The organism is Kerstersia gyiorum (assembly GCF_048595715.1).
Taxonomy (GTDB): Bacteria; Pseudomonadota; Gammaproteobacteria; order Burkholderiales; family Burkholderiaceae_B; genus Kerstersia; species Kerstersia gyiorum.
In genome coordinates this window covers 2,074,523-2,089,522 of sequence record NZ_CP169556.1, presented here as the reverse complement: position 1 = coordinate 2,089,522, position 15,000 = coordinate 2,074,523, and the positions used below count along the sequence as shown (strand labels likewise).

11 protein-coding genes are annotated in these 15,000 nt (G+C 62.0%); 8 read left to right on the top strand and 3 right to left on the bottom strand.

Annotated elements, in window-relative coordinates:
• Nucleotides 1–318 precede the first annotated feature (318 nt).
• Both ACEW7X_RS09255 and ACEW7X_RS09250 read left to right on the top strand, forming a co-directional pair.
• Nucleotides 319–3,441, top strand: a complete 3,123-nt coding sequence (locus ACEW7X_RS09255) for an FAD-binding and (Fe-S)-binding domain-containing protein (RefSeq protein ID WP_420177103.1) — start codon at nucleotides 319–321, stop codon at nucleotides 3,439–3,441.
• 134 nt (nucleotides 3,442–3,575) lie between these two features.
• Nucleotides 3,576–3,893 carry an ArsR/SmtB family transcription factor gene (locus tag ACEW7X_RS09250; protein ID WP_068370037.1) on the top strand — a complete coding sequence of 106 codons (318 nt, stop codon included), beginning with the start codon at nucleotides 3,576–3,578 and terminating at the stop codon, nucleotides 3,891–3,893.
• 33 nt (nucleotides 3,894–3,926) lie between these two features.
• Here the strand turns inward: ACEW7X_RS09250 and ACEW7X_RS09245 are convergent, their stop codons facing one another.
• The gene (locus ACEW7X_RS09245) at nucleotides 3,927–5,288 is read right to left on the bottom strand and encodes a sigma-54-dependent transcriptional regulator (RefSeq protein ID WP_420177102.1); all 1,362 of its coding nucleotides are present in this window, start codon (nucleotides 5,286–5,288) and stop codon (nucleotides 3,927–3,929) included.
• The gene (locus ACEW7X_RS09240) at nucleotides 5,285–7,144 is read right to left on the bottom strand and encodes a sensor histidine kinase (protein ID WP_420177101.1); all 1,860 of its coding nucleotides are present in this window, start codon (nucleotides 7,142–7,144) and stop codon (nucleotides 5,285–5,287) included. Before ACEW7X_RS09240 ends, ACEW7X_RS09245 begins: the two co-directional genes overlap by 4 nt.
• Nucleotides 7,145–7,489: 345 nt before the next feature.
• On the opposite strand from ACEW7X_RS09240, the gene ACEW7X_RS09235 reads away from it, so the two are divergent.
• The 6 genes from ACEW7X_RS09235 (at nucleotide 7,490) to ACEW7X_RS09210 (ending at nucleotide 13,724) form a co-directional block, all read left to right on the top strand.
• On the top strand, nucleotides 7,490–8,878 hold the full coding sequence (locus tag ACEW7X_RS09235) for a dicarboxylate/amino acid:cation symporter (protein WP_068369602.1): 1,389 nt from the start codon (nucleotides 7,490–7,492) through the stop codon (nucleotides 8,876–8,878).
• Between the two features lie 336 nt (nucleotides 8,879–9,214).
• Entirely contained in the window at nucleotides 9,215–10,063 is an 849-nt protein-coding gene (locus ACEW7X_RS09230; protein ID WP_068369599.1) for an energy transducer TonB, read from the top strand.
• 161 nt (nucleotides 10,064–10,224) lie between these two features.
• On the top strand, nucleotides 10,225–11,292 hold the full coding sequence (locus ACEW7X_RS09225) for a MotA/TolQ/ExbB proton channel family protein (protein ID WP_415358763.1): 1,068 nt from the start codon (nucleotides 10,225–10,227) through the stop codon (nucleotides 11,290–11,292).
• Complete coding sequence (locus ACEW7X_RS09220) at nucleotides 11,292–11,777, top strand: ExbD/TolR family protein (protein ID WP_068369596.1); 486 nt, start codon at nucleotides 11,292–11,294, stop codon at nucleotides 11,775–11,777. Before ACEW7X_RS09225 ends, ACEW7X_RS09220 begins: the two co-directional genes overlap by 1 nt.
• A 160-nt stretch (nucleotides 11,778–11,937) precedes the next feature.
• Complete coding sequence (locus tag ACEW7X_RS09215) at nucleotides 11,938–12,609, top strand: response regulator (RefSeq protein ID WP_068369593.1); 672 nt, start codon at nucleotides 11,938–11,940, stop codon at nucleotides 12,607–12,609.
• Nucleotides 12,597–13,724, top strand: coding sequence for a sensor histidine kinase (locus ACEW7X_RS09210; RefSeq protein WP_068369590.1), 1,128 nt, complete (start codon nucleotides 12,597–12,599; stop codon nucleotides 13,722–13,724). The genes ACEW7X_RS09215 and ACEW7X_RS09210 overlap by 13 nt, the downstream gene beginning before the upstream one ends.
• A gap of 71 nt (nucleotides 13,725–13,795) precedes the next feature.
• Here ACEW7X_RS09210 and argF read toward each other — a convergent pair whose 3' ends face one another.
• The gene (argF, locus tag ACEW7X_RS09205; protein ID WP_068369585.1) at nucleotides 13,796–14,734 is read right to left on the bottom strand and encodes an ornithine carbamoyltransferase; all 939 of its coding nucleotides are present in this window, start codon (nucleotides 14,732–14,734) and stop codon (nucleotides 13,796–13,798) included.
• Nucleotides 14,735–15,000: the final 266 nt, after the last annotated feature.

Below are 15,000 nucleotides of genomic sequence, written 5' to 3'. Positions count from 1 at the left end.
ATAAAACTCATGCAAATCGGGCATAAAATCCATTTTGCATTCTATCCGCGACGCCGCACAATAGCGCGCATATCCCCTGTCTTGCCTGATGTTTTTCTCAGCGACCCAGTGGATGGCAAAGGATTGCGGCCGATGGCGGGGAATCCCTTCCGCTCAGTTGCGATTCATTCACATTTATCATTCATTATTGTCCGGATGCGCTGCCCAGGCACGCGCGCACGCCCCGCCCGGGCCGGTGTGCCGGTTGCGGAAGATTGCATCGTGGCGCCGGCGTCCGCCTGACGATGGCTGGGCTCGCGCATCCGGTAGGTCAAGCCCATGATTGCTACCCTCCCTGTAGAGCGCAAGCTCGCTCACCATTGCCATGCTTTCCTCGATGCGCTGGCTCGCAGCGGCTTCGAAGGGGATATTGCTCGTGATGACGCCATGCTGACGGTGCTGTCCACGGATAACTCCGTGTATCAGCGCTTTCCCCAGGCCGCCGTCTTCCCGCGCCATGCGGAGGATGTGCAGCGGCTGGCGCGCCTGGCGGACCAGGCGGAATTCCAGCAGGTGGTGCTGACGCCCCGTGGTGGCGGCACCGGCACCAACGGTCAGTCGCTGACGGACGGGATCGTGGTGGATATTTCGCGCCACATGAACCAGATCCTCGATATTGATGTCGCTAACCGGCGCGTGCGCGTGCAGGCCGGCGTTGTAAAAGACCAGTTGAACGCGGCGCTCAAGCCGCTGGGCTTTTTCTTTGCGCCGGAGCTGTCGACGTCGAACCGCGCCACGCTGGGCGGAATGATCAATACGGACGCCAGCGGGCAGGGCAGCTGCCGCTACGGCAAGACGCGCAATCACGTGCTGGAGCTGGATTACGTTCTGTTGGGCGGCCAGCGGATCGCCAGCCATGTGGTCGATGATGATGAGCTGGCAAGGCGTTGCGGCTTGCCGGGCCGTGCCGGGTTGGTGCACCGGGTGGCCAAGGATATCTTCGACCGTCATCGCGAACGGATCGTGGCGGGTTTTCCTCCGCTGAACCGCTGCCTTACCGGCTATGACCTGGCCCACCTGCGCGAGACGGATGGCCGTTTCAACCTCAATAGCGTGCTGTGCGGCGCCGAAGGGTCGCTGGGGTTTGTGGTGGAGGCGACGCTCAATATATTGCCTATCCCCAAGCATTCGGTACTGGTCAATGTGCAGTACGCCGGCTTCATGGATGCCTTGCGGGATGCGCGTGCACTGATGGCGACTGAGCCCCTTTCGATAGAAACGGTGGATTCCAAGGTGCTGGGCCTGGCGATGAAGGATATCGTCTGGCATGGCGTGGCTGAATTTTTCCCGGAACAGGAAAGCGGGCCGGCGCTGGGTATCAACCTGGTTGAGTTCAGCGATGACGACCCTGTAGCGCTGCAAACCATGGTGGATCGCTTCCTGGACGTGCTGCGTACCGATGACAGCGTGCAGCGCCTGGGTTATACGCTGGCCGAGGGGCGCGAGAATGTCACCAAGGTGTACGGCATGCGCAAACGCGCCGTCGGCCTGCTCGGCAACGCCCAGGGCGAAGCCCGGCCGCAACCGTTCGTGGAGGATGCGGCCGTGCCGCCGGAAAACCTGCCGGAATTCATTGCCGAATTCCGTGCGCTGCTCGATAGTCATGGCCTGCAATATGGCATGTTCGGCCACGTGGATGCAGGCGTGCTGCACGTGCGCCCGGCGCTGGACATGAAGGACCCAGCCCAGGCGGCCTTGCTGCGCCCGATTTCCGATGCAGTGGCGGCGCTGGCGCAGCGTTACGGCGGACTGCTCTGGGGCGAACACGGCAAGGGGGTGCGCTCGGAATACGCGCCCAAGTTCTTCGGCGAGCTCTATCCTTTGCTGCAATCGCTGAAAACGGCGTTCGACCCGCGCAACCAGTTGAATCCGGGCAAGATCGCCACGCCCACGGCGGCAACCAAGCCCTTGCTGCGCATCGACGGCGTGCCCCTGCGCGGCGAGCGGGACCGGGAAATCGACGAGCGCGTATGGAGCAGCTACGGCGCGGCCATGCATTGCAATGGCAATGGCGCCTGCTACAACTATGACCCGGACGATGCCATGTGCCCGTCGTGGAAGGCGACGCGCGACCGGGTGCAATCGCCCAAGGGCCGTGCATCGCTCATGCGCGAATGGCTCTGGCGCCAGCAGAAGGAGGGCGTGGATGTGCTGCAAAGCGCCGAAGTGGCGCGCCGCCAGCCGCTCTGGCGCAGCTTGCCGGCCAAGGCGGGCAATGCCTGGCGCCGCTGGCGCGGCGAGCAGGATTTTTCGCATGAGGTCTACGATGCCATGGCGGGTTGCCTGGCGTGCAAGTCCTGTAGCGGGCAGTGCCCCATCAAGGTGGATGTTCCTGCATTCCGCGCGCGTTTTCTGGAGCTTTACCACAGCCGCTACTTCCGTCCGATGAAGGATTACCTGGTCGGTTCTCTGGAATCCACCGTGCCGACCCTGGCGCGTTATCCCAAGGCCTACAACGCCGTCATGGGGGCAGGGCTGACCCGCAAGCTGCTGGCGCGCACCGCCGGCCTGTCGGATAGCCCCTTGCTCGACACCCGCGACTTTGGTGCCCTGAAACGGCAGTGGCGTGTGGCAATGGCCACGCCGCAGGCATTGGCGGCCCTGAGCCCGGCGGAACGCGCGCGCAGTGTGGTACTGGTGCAGGACGCTTTCACGCGCTATTTCGATACCGGTGTGCTGGCAGACTGGCTGGCGCTGGTGTCCCTGCTGGGCTTCAGGATCTTTTTGGCGCCTTTCATGCCCAATGGCAAGCCCATGCAGGTGCAAGGCTTTCTGAAGGGTTTTGAAAAAGCGGCGCGTCGCAATGCGGCCCGACTCAAGGCGTTGGCAGATACTGGCGTGCCGCTGGTGGGGTTGGACCCGGCCATGACGCTGACCTACCGGCAGGAGTACTTGCGCTTGCTGGGGGATGCCGCGCCTGATGTCCGCCTGCCACAGGAATGGTTGCTGGATGTGGTGCCGGAACCCCAGGCTGGCGCGGTGGTGGATGCACAGCCGTATCTGCTCATGGCGCACTGCACGGAAAAAACCAATGCCCCCGCAAGTGTGGCGGTATGGCAAAAAGTATTCGAGCGATTTGGGCTTATTCTGAAAGTGCAAGCAAGCGGATGTTGCGGAATGTCAGGAACTTATGGCCACGAAACGCGTAACCAGGAGACCTCGCGCGTCATTTTCTCGCAGTCCTGGGAACCTGTCTTAATTAGCAATGGCGCGACTTCAAGGGTGCTGGCCGATGGTTACTCCTGTCGCAGCCAGGTCAAGCGCTTCTCGCCCTACGAGACACGCCACCCGCTGCAGGCATTGCGCGATCATGTGCAGCAAAGGATGCACATAAGTTCAGGTGCAGCTATTATTGAGGCTCAGTTAAACACTACAGAATTGTCTGTCTCAATATCATCATGACGATCAGCCCACGTGAAGATCTCGTACAGCGTGAAGAAGCCGCTATTCCGGCCTCCCACTCCGCTGCAGAAGCCCAAGGCCGGAATGCGGACCCCAGTCCGCGCCCCGGCGCCGCCAAGGGCAAGGGCGGTAGCTTGGCAGCCAAAGCGCTGTGCCAGTTCCTGGATGCCGACGCCGAACAGGCCGCGGCGTTGTTGCGCGCCGCAGGCAACCCGCGCCGTTTGCTGGTGCTTTGCCTGTTGATAGAAAACGGGGAAATGTCGGTAGGCAGCCTGCTTGAACATCTGGATCTCAGCCAGTCAGCCCTGTCGCAGCACCTGGCGCGCATGCGCGAAGAAGGCCTGGTGACCTATCGCCGCGCTTCGCAAACCCTCTACTATCGTATCGACGATGAGCGCGTCCGCCAGTTGATTGCCGCGCTCAAGGATATCTACAGCCCGCAACAGGCTTGATCCCATACGCCGGGCGTGGCCTCATCGGCGGGTCTAGTCCGGTGTATCGCCAGCGTTGCCGTTGTCCGCAAAGCTGCTGCGCTGTATGCCATGGCGCTGCAGCTTGTCGTAGAAAGTCTTGCGCGGTATTCCCAGCGCGGCAATCGTGTCCTTGACACTGCCGCGACAGGCAAGCAGCGTTTGCCTGATCACCTGTGCTTCATAGCGTTCCATGCGTTCCGGCAGCGTCAGTCCTGCCGGCAGTGCAGGCATGGTCTCGTGCCGCGTCAGCCCCAGCACGTGACGCTCGGCGTAATGAGCCAGTTCCCGGACATTGCCTGGCCAGTCATGCATTTCCAGCTGGGCCAGGGTTTGCGCATCAGGCGGCGGAGCAGGGCGTGAAAACTTCCTGCCCGCCAGTGCACAGAAATGGGCAAATAGCAGCGGGATGTCCTCCCTGCGCTCGCGCAGCGGCGGCAGGCGCAGGGTAATGACATTCAAGCGGTAATACAGGTCCGCGCGAAAGTTCGCGCGCTGCGCAGGGTCGCCCAGGTCGACCTTGCTGGCTGCCACGACGCGCAGGTCCACGGCGCGTTCCTCGTTGCTGCCCAGCGGTTGCACTTTGCGGTTTTCCAGCACGCGCAGCAGGCGGGTCTGAGCCGCCAACGGCATGCTTTCGATTTCGTCCAGGAACAGCGTGCCCCGGCTGGCATGCTCGATCAAACCGGTGCGGCGTTTCTGCGCGCCGGTAAAGGCGCCGGCTTCGTGGCCGAACAGCTCGCTTTCGATGATGTTTTCAGGTAGTGCGCCACAATTGACTGCTACCAGATGATGTGGTGCGCGCTTGCTCCAGCGGTGTAGCAAGGTTGCCACGACTTCCTTGCCGCTGCCGGTTTCACCCTCGATCAGGACGTCGGCGTCGGCGTCGGCGATATGGCGTAGCGTGTTGCGCAGCCTGGCCATCACTGCGGAATCGCCCAGCAAGGGAGGGCCGCCCGCATCGGTTTGCAACGTTTGTTGCAAGGCGCGGTTTTCCATACAGAGGCGGCGTTGCGTGGCGGCGTGGCGCGCAGCCGTAAGCAACTGATCCGGCGCATAAGGCTTGGTGAGGAAATCGTAGGCGCCTTCCTGCATGGCCTGCACGGCCATGGCAATGGTGCCGTGGCCCGTAATGAGGATGACCGGCAATTCCGGGTCGCGGGTGCGTAGCAGGCGGAACAGGTCGATGCCGTTCATGCCGGGCATGCGGATGTCGCTGATGACAGCGCCGGGGTAGTCGGGTGGCAGCTGCTCCAGGGCTTCCTGGGCATTGTTGAATGCCGTGACCTCGAAACCGGCCAGTTCCAGGCTTTGGACCGTTGCCGCGAGCAGGTCGGGGTCGTCGTCGATGAAGGCGATGTGCAGGGGCGGAGTCATGACAGGCTGAGCGGCAGAGTGATAACGAAATGGGCGCCTGCGCCGGGCTGGGAACGTTCTTCCAGCTTGCCGCCGAAGGCGTGGATGATGTCGTGCGAGATCAACAGGCCCAGTCCGAGCCCTTCGCTGCGTCCCGAGGCAAAGGGCATGAACAGGCGGGCGCGCATTTCCGCAGAAATGCCTGGGCCGTTGTCCTGCAAATGAATTTCCGCCACACCATCGCTGGCACAGGCATGCATGACGATGCGGCCGCCGGGCTGCTCGCCGAGCGCATCCAGGGAGTTGCGTATCAGGTTGGTGAATACCTGTTCGAGCCGGACTTGCGCGGCTCGTACGCTGAGATTCGGCGGCACGCCATGGATATCCAGTTCTACACCCTGGCGTCTGGCGCGATGGGCCAGGAGCAACAAGGCATTGTCCAGCGCCTCGCGGACGCTGATGTCCGCGCTTTCCTCTTCAGTCTTGCGTGAATAGTGGCACAGCTGCGAGGTGATCAGCCCGATGCGGTCGGTAAGCTTGTCTATGGCGTCCAGGGTACGCGAGATGCCATCCGGGTCGCGGCGTTCCACGTAGGTGCGGCTGTTGGTCGCATACATGCGCAGGGCTGCCACAGGCTGATTGATTTCATGCGCCACGCCAGCGGCAATCTGGCCGAGAAAAGACAGTTTGTCTGCCTGCTCCAGCTGCTCGCGCAGTTCACGCGCCCGTGCCCGGGAAGCCTGCAGCGCCTTCATTTCATTTTCCAGCTGGCGGTTGGCATGACGCAGCGCTTCCGTGCGTTCCTCAACCAGGCGTTCGAGTTCGCGGCGCTGGTTGCTCTGCTGCGCGGCATGCTCCCGGGCCCGTTGGTTGCGTTGCAGCCACAGCGCAGCCAGCGCCAGCAGGGCAACGACTGCCAGTATCGCTGTTAGCCTCGCTGTCGTGGTGTGGCGGGCCAACTGGCTGCGGGTAGGGGCCAGTGCATGCAAGGTCCAGCGGCTGTCTTCGATGCCTGCCTGGTCTTCCAGATAGGTTTCGGCATTATCCAGCAGCAAAGCTGCGCCGCCCTGGTTCTGGCGGCGCAGCGGCAGCGCCTGCAAGGGGGCATCGCCGAAAGGCTGGGCCGACATGAGAGCCTGGCGGCGTGGCGCCGGCAGGGAGCCGTCCGTCATGAACAGCCATTCTGGCCGGCTGCTCAGGATGACCACGCCATCGGCATCCGTGACGAACAGGGCATCCTGGTAGCGTTGCCATTCCTCTTCCAGTTGCAGGAATTCCAGCTTGGCAATGATGACGCCGGCCGTGGCCGCCTGCGGCATTTCCAGGCGTCTTGAAAAATAAAGGCCGGGACGATGGCTGGACGTTCCCAGGGCAAAATATTCGGCCTGCCCGGTTTTCAATGCCTGGGTGACATATGGCCGGAACAGGAAATTCTGGCCGACAAAGTTTTCAGGCCGGTTCCAGTTGCTTGCAGCCAGGGTCTCGCCTTGTTCATTGACCAGGTACAACACGCTGGCGCCGGTTTCCTGCGCCAGGCGCTCGAGTTTGTGGTTGAGCGCCTGGACGGCATCGGCACCGGACTGGCCGGACAGCACGTGACGGAATTCCGGATCCTGTGCCAGCACGAACGGCAGCGCACGGTATTTCTTGCGGATGTTACTGATGACATCGGCCTGGCTGTGCGCCAGGCTGTCCAACCGTTCCTGCAATGCAGCCAGCGTCTGTGTCCGGCTGGCGTTGCCGGCCAGCCAGAAGGCCAGAACCAGCGCCACGCATGCAGCCACGCCCAGCACCAGCCATTCACGCCGCAAACGCCGGGCGAGCCCGGACATGTCCTGGGAAGAGGGCGGGTGCAGGCCCGCAGGTGGTTGAGACATGGTTGTGTGAAAAATCGCACTTTCTGAAATTTATTGTGTGGATTTTCGCACATATCTTCATGCTCCGGGTGTCGTGGGCGGCTTGCCGCTCGCGCTGTCGTTTTATCAAGACCCACTTCTGGCGCGGTTTTTCAGGTGCTGTTCGGATTTCCCTGCTGTTGGCACGGGAATTGCTTAAGTGCGCGTAAGCAAGTGCCAGGCCCTGGTCTTGCATGTACGCCATCAGGCGGAACACGGCGCAGCGGAAAAACCGTTCGCTGCGGACTAAGCATCCTTTGGGCAAGAGGCGCGCCGCTAAAAAACAGACGCGCCAGGACAGTCGAAACCAGAAAGGGGACAAACGACATGGCCGATATTTTCATCGGTGGCAGCGCGCCCGTGCGCAGGCCAAAAATCTATCAAATTCTTTATGTCCAGGTCATCGTGGCCATCACGATAGGCATTCTGCTGGGCCATTTCTGGCCCGATATCGGTGAGAAAATGCAGCCCCTGGGGGAGGCTTTCATCAAGCTGGTAAAGATGATCATCGCGCCGGTGATTTTCCTGACAGTGACGACGGGTATCGCCGCGATGAGCGACCTGCAGAAGGTTGGGCGGGTGGTAGGCAAGGCCATGATCTACTTCCTGACGTTCTCCACGCTGGCGCTGATCGTGGGCCTGATTGTCAGCAACCTGGTGCAGCCCGGCCATGGCATGCATATTGACCCGGTGTCACTGGACCCGGCCTCCGTGCAGGGCTATGTGGACAAGGCCCATGACAGCACCATCACCGCCTTTCTGATGGGTATCATTCCCGATACTTTGATCAGCCCATTCAATACCGGCAATATCCTGCAAGTCCTGTTCGTATCGGTGCTGTTCGGCATTTCGCTGGCCATGGTGGGCGAGCGTGGCAAGCCGGTACTGACCTTCATGCAATCGCTGATGAGCCCGGTGTTCCGCCTGGTGGCGATTCTGATGAAGGCGGCTCCGATCGGTGCCTTTGGTGCCATGGCCTTCACCATCGGCAAATATGGCATCGAATCCGTGTCCAGCCTGGCCTTGCTGGTCGTGACCTTTTACCTGACGTCGGTGTTTTTCGTATTGTTCGTGCTGGGCGCCGTGGCGCGCTACAACGGCTTTTCCATTGTGAAGCTGTTGCGCTACATCCGCGAAGAGCTGCTGCTGGTGTTGGGGACGAGTTCCTCTGAGGCGGCATTGCCAACCTTGATGCAGAAAATGGAGCGGGCAGGGTGTGCCAAATCGGTGGTGGGCCTGGTGGTTCCCACGGGCTATTCATTCAATCTGGATGGCACGAATATCTATATGACGATGGCGGCGCTTTTCATTGCGCAAGCCTGTGATATTCCGTTGACGCTACAGCAGCAATTGCTGCTCCTGCTGGTTGCCATGCTTAGCTCCAAGGGGGCGGCTGGTGTGACGGGGGCCGGTTTCATTACCCTGGCGGCAACGCTGTCGGTCGTGCCGAGTGTGCCGATTGCCGGCATGGCCCTGATTCTCGGTATCGACCGTTTCATGTCGGAATGCCGTGCGTTGACGAACCTGACCGGCAATGCCGTCGCAGCCATTGTCGTGGCCCGTTGGGAAGGTGAATTGGATCAGGAACGCCTGCATGCTGTGCTGGACGGCGAGCCGGTGCCGGATATCCTCGCCAGTGCACCGGTATCTGACCTGGACTCAGAGGCGGATCGCCGCGACGCGCCTGCGGGTGTCCTGCCGCAACACAGCGCCTGATGTACTGTTGCCCTGGCGCGCCGAAGGTGGCCAGGGCCAGGCAAAAAGCCACCCGTTGCCGGTCAATACTGGCAGTCGACGGGTGGCTTTTTTGATTTCGCGTATGAGAATCGGACTTGTCTATTAATCAAGATAGCCTCAGAATGTCCGGATTCTGCTTTTGTCGGGCCAGAGAAACTTTACGGAATTGACCACTTTTGTATTTCAAGTGGGATATCGAGTTGTGAATAAGTCCCATTTATTTTACAATTTTCACTTGCCTGATTGAATGTCTTTCTCAGGTTGTTTCTCTGTCATGGGGGCGGACAGCCGCCAGCTAAGCGATGTTTCCTTTTCATGCTTCATAACATAAACAACTGGTCCACGCAGCGCTACCCGATTGGCCTGCGTGTAGGTGCCGGTGTGGCTGTGGTTGCCTTGCATGCTGCCTTGTTCGGCGTGCTTTTCCTGGCTGAGGGGGAACCCCCGGTACAGGAAGAGCCCGAAGCCGTCATGGTGCGCTTCGTGGATATCAGCCCGGATCCACAATTGGCCAAGGCACCTCAGGCTGACACGCCGCCGGCGCCGCCGCCACCGCCCCCAGTCGAACCCGAACCCGAGCCTGAGCCCGAACCCGATGAGCCTGAGGTCGAACCCGACCCCGAGCCGGAACCCGTGGTCGAGCCCGAGCCTGACATCAAGCCGCCTGTCGTTGAGGAAGCGCCCAAGGTCAAGCCCCAACCGAAGCCGAAACCCAAACCCAAGCCCGTGGCACCGCCTGCCGTGACGCCGGTGCAGGAGCCGGTGGAAGACGCGCCGCCGTCGGATGCGCCGCCGTCGGATCTGCCGCCCAGCGGCGATCCCGATGCGAAAGGCACGCCCAGCGGCCCGCAAATGGGCACACCGCCAGACCAGCCGCGCATGATCGGTCACGTGGATTACCTCGGACGCCGGCCGCTGCCGGATTACCCGCAAGCGTCGCAGCAGCGCCGCGAGCAGGGTCGGGTGGTGATCCGCGTACTGATCAACACCAACGGTGAGGTCGAGGATGCGCAGGTGCAGCAATCGTCCGGATTCGAACGCCTGGATCGTTCGGCCTTGGCGGCAGCGCGCAAATCGCGTTTCAAGCCATACACCGAAAACGGTGTTCCGTACCCGGCGATGGCTGATATCCCGTTCGATTTCGTCCTGAGAAACAGGCGTTGAGTTCAGGCGTCCTTCCCTGTCGGGAGGGATGCCGCTGGTTTTTAATCCAATCGGATCGCAGCACGCCGCAGCGGCAAGCGACCAATAAGTATTTGTCATGAGGAAATAAGATGTCCGATACCTTGATTACGCCGACGACGTTGGCCCAAGTGTTGGCGCAGGTGTCGCCGGCGGCGGATGCGGCGAGCAATGCGGGTACAGCCGCTGCCGGCGCGACTGCCGTCCAGGGAGGCGCCAATGTCGCCGCGGCCCAGGCCGCCCAGGCGGGCGAGGCCCTGCAGGCAGGTGCCGATGCCACTGCTGCCCAGGCTGGTGCAGCCTTGCAATCTGGCGCTGACGCAGTCCAGCAAGCCGGTGCTGCCCTGCAGACCGGCGCCGATGCCGCGGCAGCCCAAGCCGGCACGGCGTTGCAGTCGGGCGCCGACATGGCCAGCTCGCTGGGCCAGCATGCCGCCAATGCTGGCGCTGCTGCTGCCGAGCAAAGCATGGGCTTCCTGCACTTCGTCGCCCAGAGCGACGTTGTGGGCAAGGCGCTGTTCATCATCCTGTTGGTGATGTCCCTGATCAGCTGGTACCTGATCGTCGTCAAGGCGATTTCCAACTACCGTACCCGCAAGCGCGCCCGTTCTTTCCTCGACAAGTTCTGGAATGCCAGCTCGCTGGAGCAGGTCGAAAATGAAATCATTACCCACGGCGCCAACGACCCGTTCTCGCACCTGACGAGTCACGCGGTCTATGCGCAGAAGCATCATGCCAAGTACGGCGCCACCAAGCTGGAAGAATCCGGCAGCAACGGCGATTTCGTCAGCCGCACCATGCGCAAGGTTATCGACGAAGAAACCGCCAAACTGGAAAATGGCCTGACGGTACTGGCATCGGTGGGTTCTACCGCACCGTTCGTCGGTCTGTTCGGTACGGTGTGGGGCGTGTATCACGCGCTGGTCGGCATTGGCATGTCCGATGGCATGACGATCAACCGCATCGCCGGTCCGGTCGGCGAGGCGCTGATCATGACCGGCCTGGGCCTGGCCGTCGCCATTCCCGCCGTGCTGGCGTTCAACGCCTTCGTGCGCAGCAACCGCGTGCTGTTGTCGCGCCTGGATGCCTTTGCCTACGATCTCTTCGCCTTCCTGAGCACCGGCCAGCAAGTTGAGCTCTCCGACGGCAAGCTGCGTGCACTGCAGCGCCGTGGCGGCCAGGCTGCGGCACAAACCAAAGGAGCCAACTGATGGCTTTCGGCAGCTTTGACAGCAAGCAGGGCAGCGGCCATGCCATGTCTGAAATCAACATGGTTCCGTTGATCGACGTGATGCTGGTCTTGCTGGTTATTTTCATCATCACCGCGCCTTTGCTGGCGCACTCGGTGCGCATCAACCTGCCGCAGGCCAGTTCCGAGCAGATCGAAGAAAATCCCAAGACCATCGACCTTGCGATTGATGCTGGCGGCGTGGTGTTCTGGAATGATGAGATCGTGTTGCTGGATGACTTGACTGGCCGCTTCGCGTCCATCTCGCACGAGCGTCCGCAACCGGAAGTGCGTATCCGCGCCGATCTGAACACCCGCTATGAAACCCTGGCGCGTGTGATGGCCAGCGCCCGCCGCTCCGGTATTGCCCGTATCGGTTTCATCACCCAGCCTGGTGCGCCAGGTTCGGCTGCTGCAGAAGCTGCCGAAGGCGCTCCGGCCGAGGCTGCGCCGCACGCGGCACACTGAGGCAGGCTCCATCGGGGCACTATGGGCGCCGGTCGGAACATGACAGCCGGGCAGCCCAGGCGGCCCGGCCTGCCGGAAAAACACCCCGGAAACGTTTTCCCGTTTCCGGGGTGTTTCGTTTTGATGTCCCGCCTGCAAGCCTTCGGATAGAATTCATCACATGAGAGTACTCCTGATAGAAGACGATGCCACGCTGGGCCATGCGCTGCGGGAATTCCTGCAGGACCAGGCCTATGCGGTTGATTGGCTGCAGAACGGTACCCAGGTGCAGAGTGCACTGGATGGGCATTCCTATGATTTGCTGGTGCTGGATCTCAACCTACCGGATGCCGATGGTTTGGATATCCTGCAACGCATACGCGCGGCGGGCGATGATGTACCGGTATTGATCCTGACGGCGCGCGACAGCCTGGGCGACCGAGTGCAGGGCCTGGATGCCGGGGCCGATGATTACGTGGTCAAGCCTTTCGAGCTGGCTGAACTGGCCGCTCGCGTGCGTGCGCTGGCACGCCGCCGCCTCGGTCAGGCGCAGCCCTTGCTGGAGGCTGGTCTGCTGTCCATGGATACCGTGGGCCGCGAAGTGCGGGCCCAGGGCGAACGCCTGGGGCTGTCGGCACGCGAGTTTTCCGTATTGGAAATGTTGATGACGCGTCTGGGCAAGGTCGTCACCAAGCGCCAGATCGTCAATTCCTTGTCTGCCTGGGATGCTGATTTCAGCGAGAACGCCGTCGAGGTCTATGTCTACCGCTTGCGCAAGCGCCTGGAAGGTTGCGGCGTCAGTATCCAGACGGTGCGCGGCTTTGGCTACGTGCTGGAGCCATGCAGCGAGTAAGCAGCAAACCGGACGCGCGCGGCAGCATCCTGCGCCGGGGCTCGTTGGCACGCCATCTGCTGGTGCGCCTGCTACCGCCCATCCTGGCGCTGGTCTGCGTGGATATCGGTGCTACCTGGGTACTGACACATAAGCTGGATGCTTCCAGCTGGGTGTTGGAAGACGTGTTCTGGTTCATGGTGGCGGGACAACTGGCGTCTTTGCTGCTGTTCGGCTGGGTGTTGGTTGTCGGTGTGCGCTCCGGCCTGAAAGGGGTGACCGACCTGTCTGAATCACTGGGTGAGCGCAGCGCCGAGGATCTTCAGCCCTTGCCGTCGAATCACCTGCCGCTGGAAATCGTGCCGTTGGTGGAGCGCACCAATGAATTGTTGGCGCGTCTGGATGCTTCCATGGCAGCGCAGCGGCGTTTCATCGGCCATGCGGCGCACCAGTTCCGCACCCCCCTGAGCGGCCTGAAACTGGAATCCGAGTTGATGCTGGCCCGCTCTTTACCTGAGGACATCGAGGCGCGGGCGCGGCGCATCAAGTCGGTGACTGACCGCATGATCCGGCTTGGGCAGCAATTGCTGGTGTTGGCGCGGGTGGACCCGGGCGTGCGGCCGCAGGACAGCTTCGTTTCCATGGATTTGTGCGAATGGGCCAGGCACAGTGGCGCCCGCTGGCTGGGCAAGGCCAGGGAAGCCGGACTGGAGCTGGACCTGAGCGCGCCCCCGCACCCGGTCTGGATAGATGGCGACCCGTTGCTGCTGGACGAACTTCTTGGCAACCTCATAGATAACGCACTGCGCTACGCGACGGGTGCGACCATGCTGCGGCTGCGCATCGGCAGCACGCCACCGGTGCTGGTGGTGGAGGATGACGGAGTCGGCCTGGCGCCCGAAGAACAGGAGAAAATCTTCGAGGCATTCTATCGTGGGCCGTCGGCGGTGCCGGGCGGGGCAGGGCTGGGCCTGGCCATCGTCAGGGAAATTGCAGAAGCGCATGGCGCCTGGTGGCGCCTGGAAAGCCGGCCGGCCCTGTCGGGCACGCGTTTCAGCGTAGTATTTCCCGGCCCGCGCAAGGGTGCAGTGCTGAATCGGCAGGAACGCCGCAAGTGGGAATCCGCCGGTAATTGAACCGCCAGGAACTGGCCTGGCAGGCCGGTGGCCGGCCTGCCAGCGACACGCCCGCAGCCCGGGCGGCCGGATCAGCGTTTGCCGATCAGCAGGAATTCCATCAGTGCTTTTTGCACGTGCATGCGGTTTTCCGCTTCATCCCAGACCACGCTTTGCGGTCCGTCTATGACTTCGGCTGTCACTTCTTCGCCGCGATGCGCGGGCAGACAGTGCATGAAGACGGCATCGGCGTTGGCTTGCGACATCAGGCGTTCGTCCACGCGCCAGCCGGCGAAGGCTGCGCGGCGTTCGGCATTTTCCGCTTCATAGCCCATGCTGGTCCAGACGTCCGTCGTGACGAGGTCTGCGCCACGGCAGGCTTCGGCGGGGTCGTCGAATTGCTTCAGCACGTGAGGCGCGGGCTGGCCAATGCGGGCCGGGTCCAGTGCATAGCCCGGCGGCGTTGAGACATGCAAGGTGAAACCCAGCATTTCGGCGGCCTGCAACCAGGTATAGGACATATTATTCGCGTCGCCGATCCAGGCTACCGTCTTGCCCGCGATGGGGCCGCGATGTTCGATGAACGTGAAGATGTCGGCCAGGATCTGGCAGGGATGGTATTCGTTGGTCAGGCCGTTGATGACCGGCACGCGAGAGTGGGACGCAAAGCGTTCGATGCGAGTCTGCTCGAAGGTGCGGATCATGACCAGGTCCACCATGCGCGAAACGACCCGGGCGGTATCTTCGATGGGTTCGGAGCGGCCCAGCTGGGAGTCGTTGGTGGTCAGGTGGATGACGGAACCGCCAAGCTGGTACATGCCTGCCTCGAAAGAGACGCGGGTACGCGTGCTGGCCTTCTCGAACACCATGGCCAGGGTGCGGTCATGCAGGGTCAGATGCGGGATGTAACGCTTGAAGTCATCCTTGATGATGCGGGCGCGGTCGAGCAGATACAGGATCTCATCGCGGGTCAGATCAGTGAATTGCAGGAAGTGACGCAAAGGGGCAGCTTGTTGGGGTGTCTGGGTCATGGTTGTCTGCGTGATGGTTCCTGCGCCGGGCAGTCTGTGCAGCGCAGCATATGAAGCACTCCGGCCCGGGGGCCAGCGCGATTCCGCCACTGCCCGGCATGCCTGGGGCGATGCCGGACATGCGCCTGGCCAGGCCGGCGCAAAACGGGCGCCGACAACAGCTCAGGCACGTGGCCGAGCTATCTATCATACCTGACGGGCGGCAATTGGCATGTGACATGGCGCGCCATGCGCGGCACATCTGGGTTCAATCATATACAATCCCT

Excerpts from the sequence above, each read along its gene's own strand:
- ACEW7X_RS09235 (WP_068369602.1), top strand. The coding sequence starts at position 7,490 with ATGGCCGATATTTTCATCGGTGGCAGCGCGCCCGTGCGCAGGCCAAAA.
- ACEW7X_RS09245 (WP_420177102.1), bottom strand. The coding sequence starts at position 5,288 with ATGACTCCGCCCCTGCACATCGCCTTCATCGACGACGACCCCGACCTG.
- ACEW7X_RS09255 (WP_420177103.1), top strand. The coding sequence starts at position 319 with ATGATTGCTACCCTCCCTGTAGAGCGCAAGCTCGCTCACCATTGCCAT.
- ACEW7X_RS09220 (WP_068369596.1), top strand. The coding sequence starts at position 11,292 with ATGGCTTTCGGCAGCTTTGACAGCAAGCAGGGCAGCGGCCATGCCATG.
- ACEW7X_RS09210 (WP_068369590.1), top strand. The coding sequence starts at position 12,597 with ATGCAGCGAGTAAGCAGCAAACCGGACGCGCGCGGCAGCATCCTGCGC.
- ACEW7X_RS09240 (WP_420177101.1), bottom strand. The coding sequence starts at position 7,144 with ATGTCTCAACCACCTGCGGGCCTGCACCCGCCCTCTTCCCAGGACATG.
- argF (WP_068369585.1), bottom strand. The coding sequence starts at position 14,734 with ATGACCCAGACACCCCAACAAGCTGCCCCTTTGCGTCACTTCCTGCAA.
- ACEW7X_RS09230 (WP_068369599.1), top strand. The coding sequence starts at position 9,215 with ATGCTTCATAACATAAACAACTGGTCCACGCAGCGCTACCCGATTGGC.
- ACEW7X_RS09215 (WP_068369593.1), top strand. The coding sequence starts at position 11,938 with ATGAGAGTACTCCTGATAGAAGACGATGCCACGCTGGGCCATGCGCTG.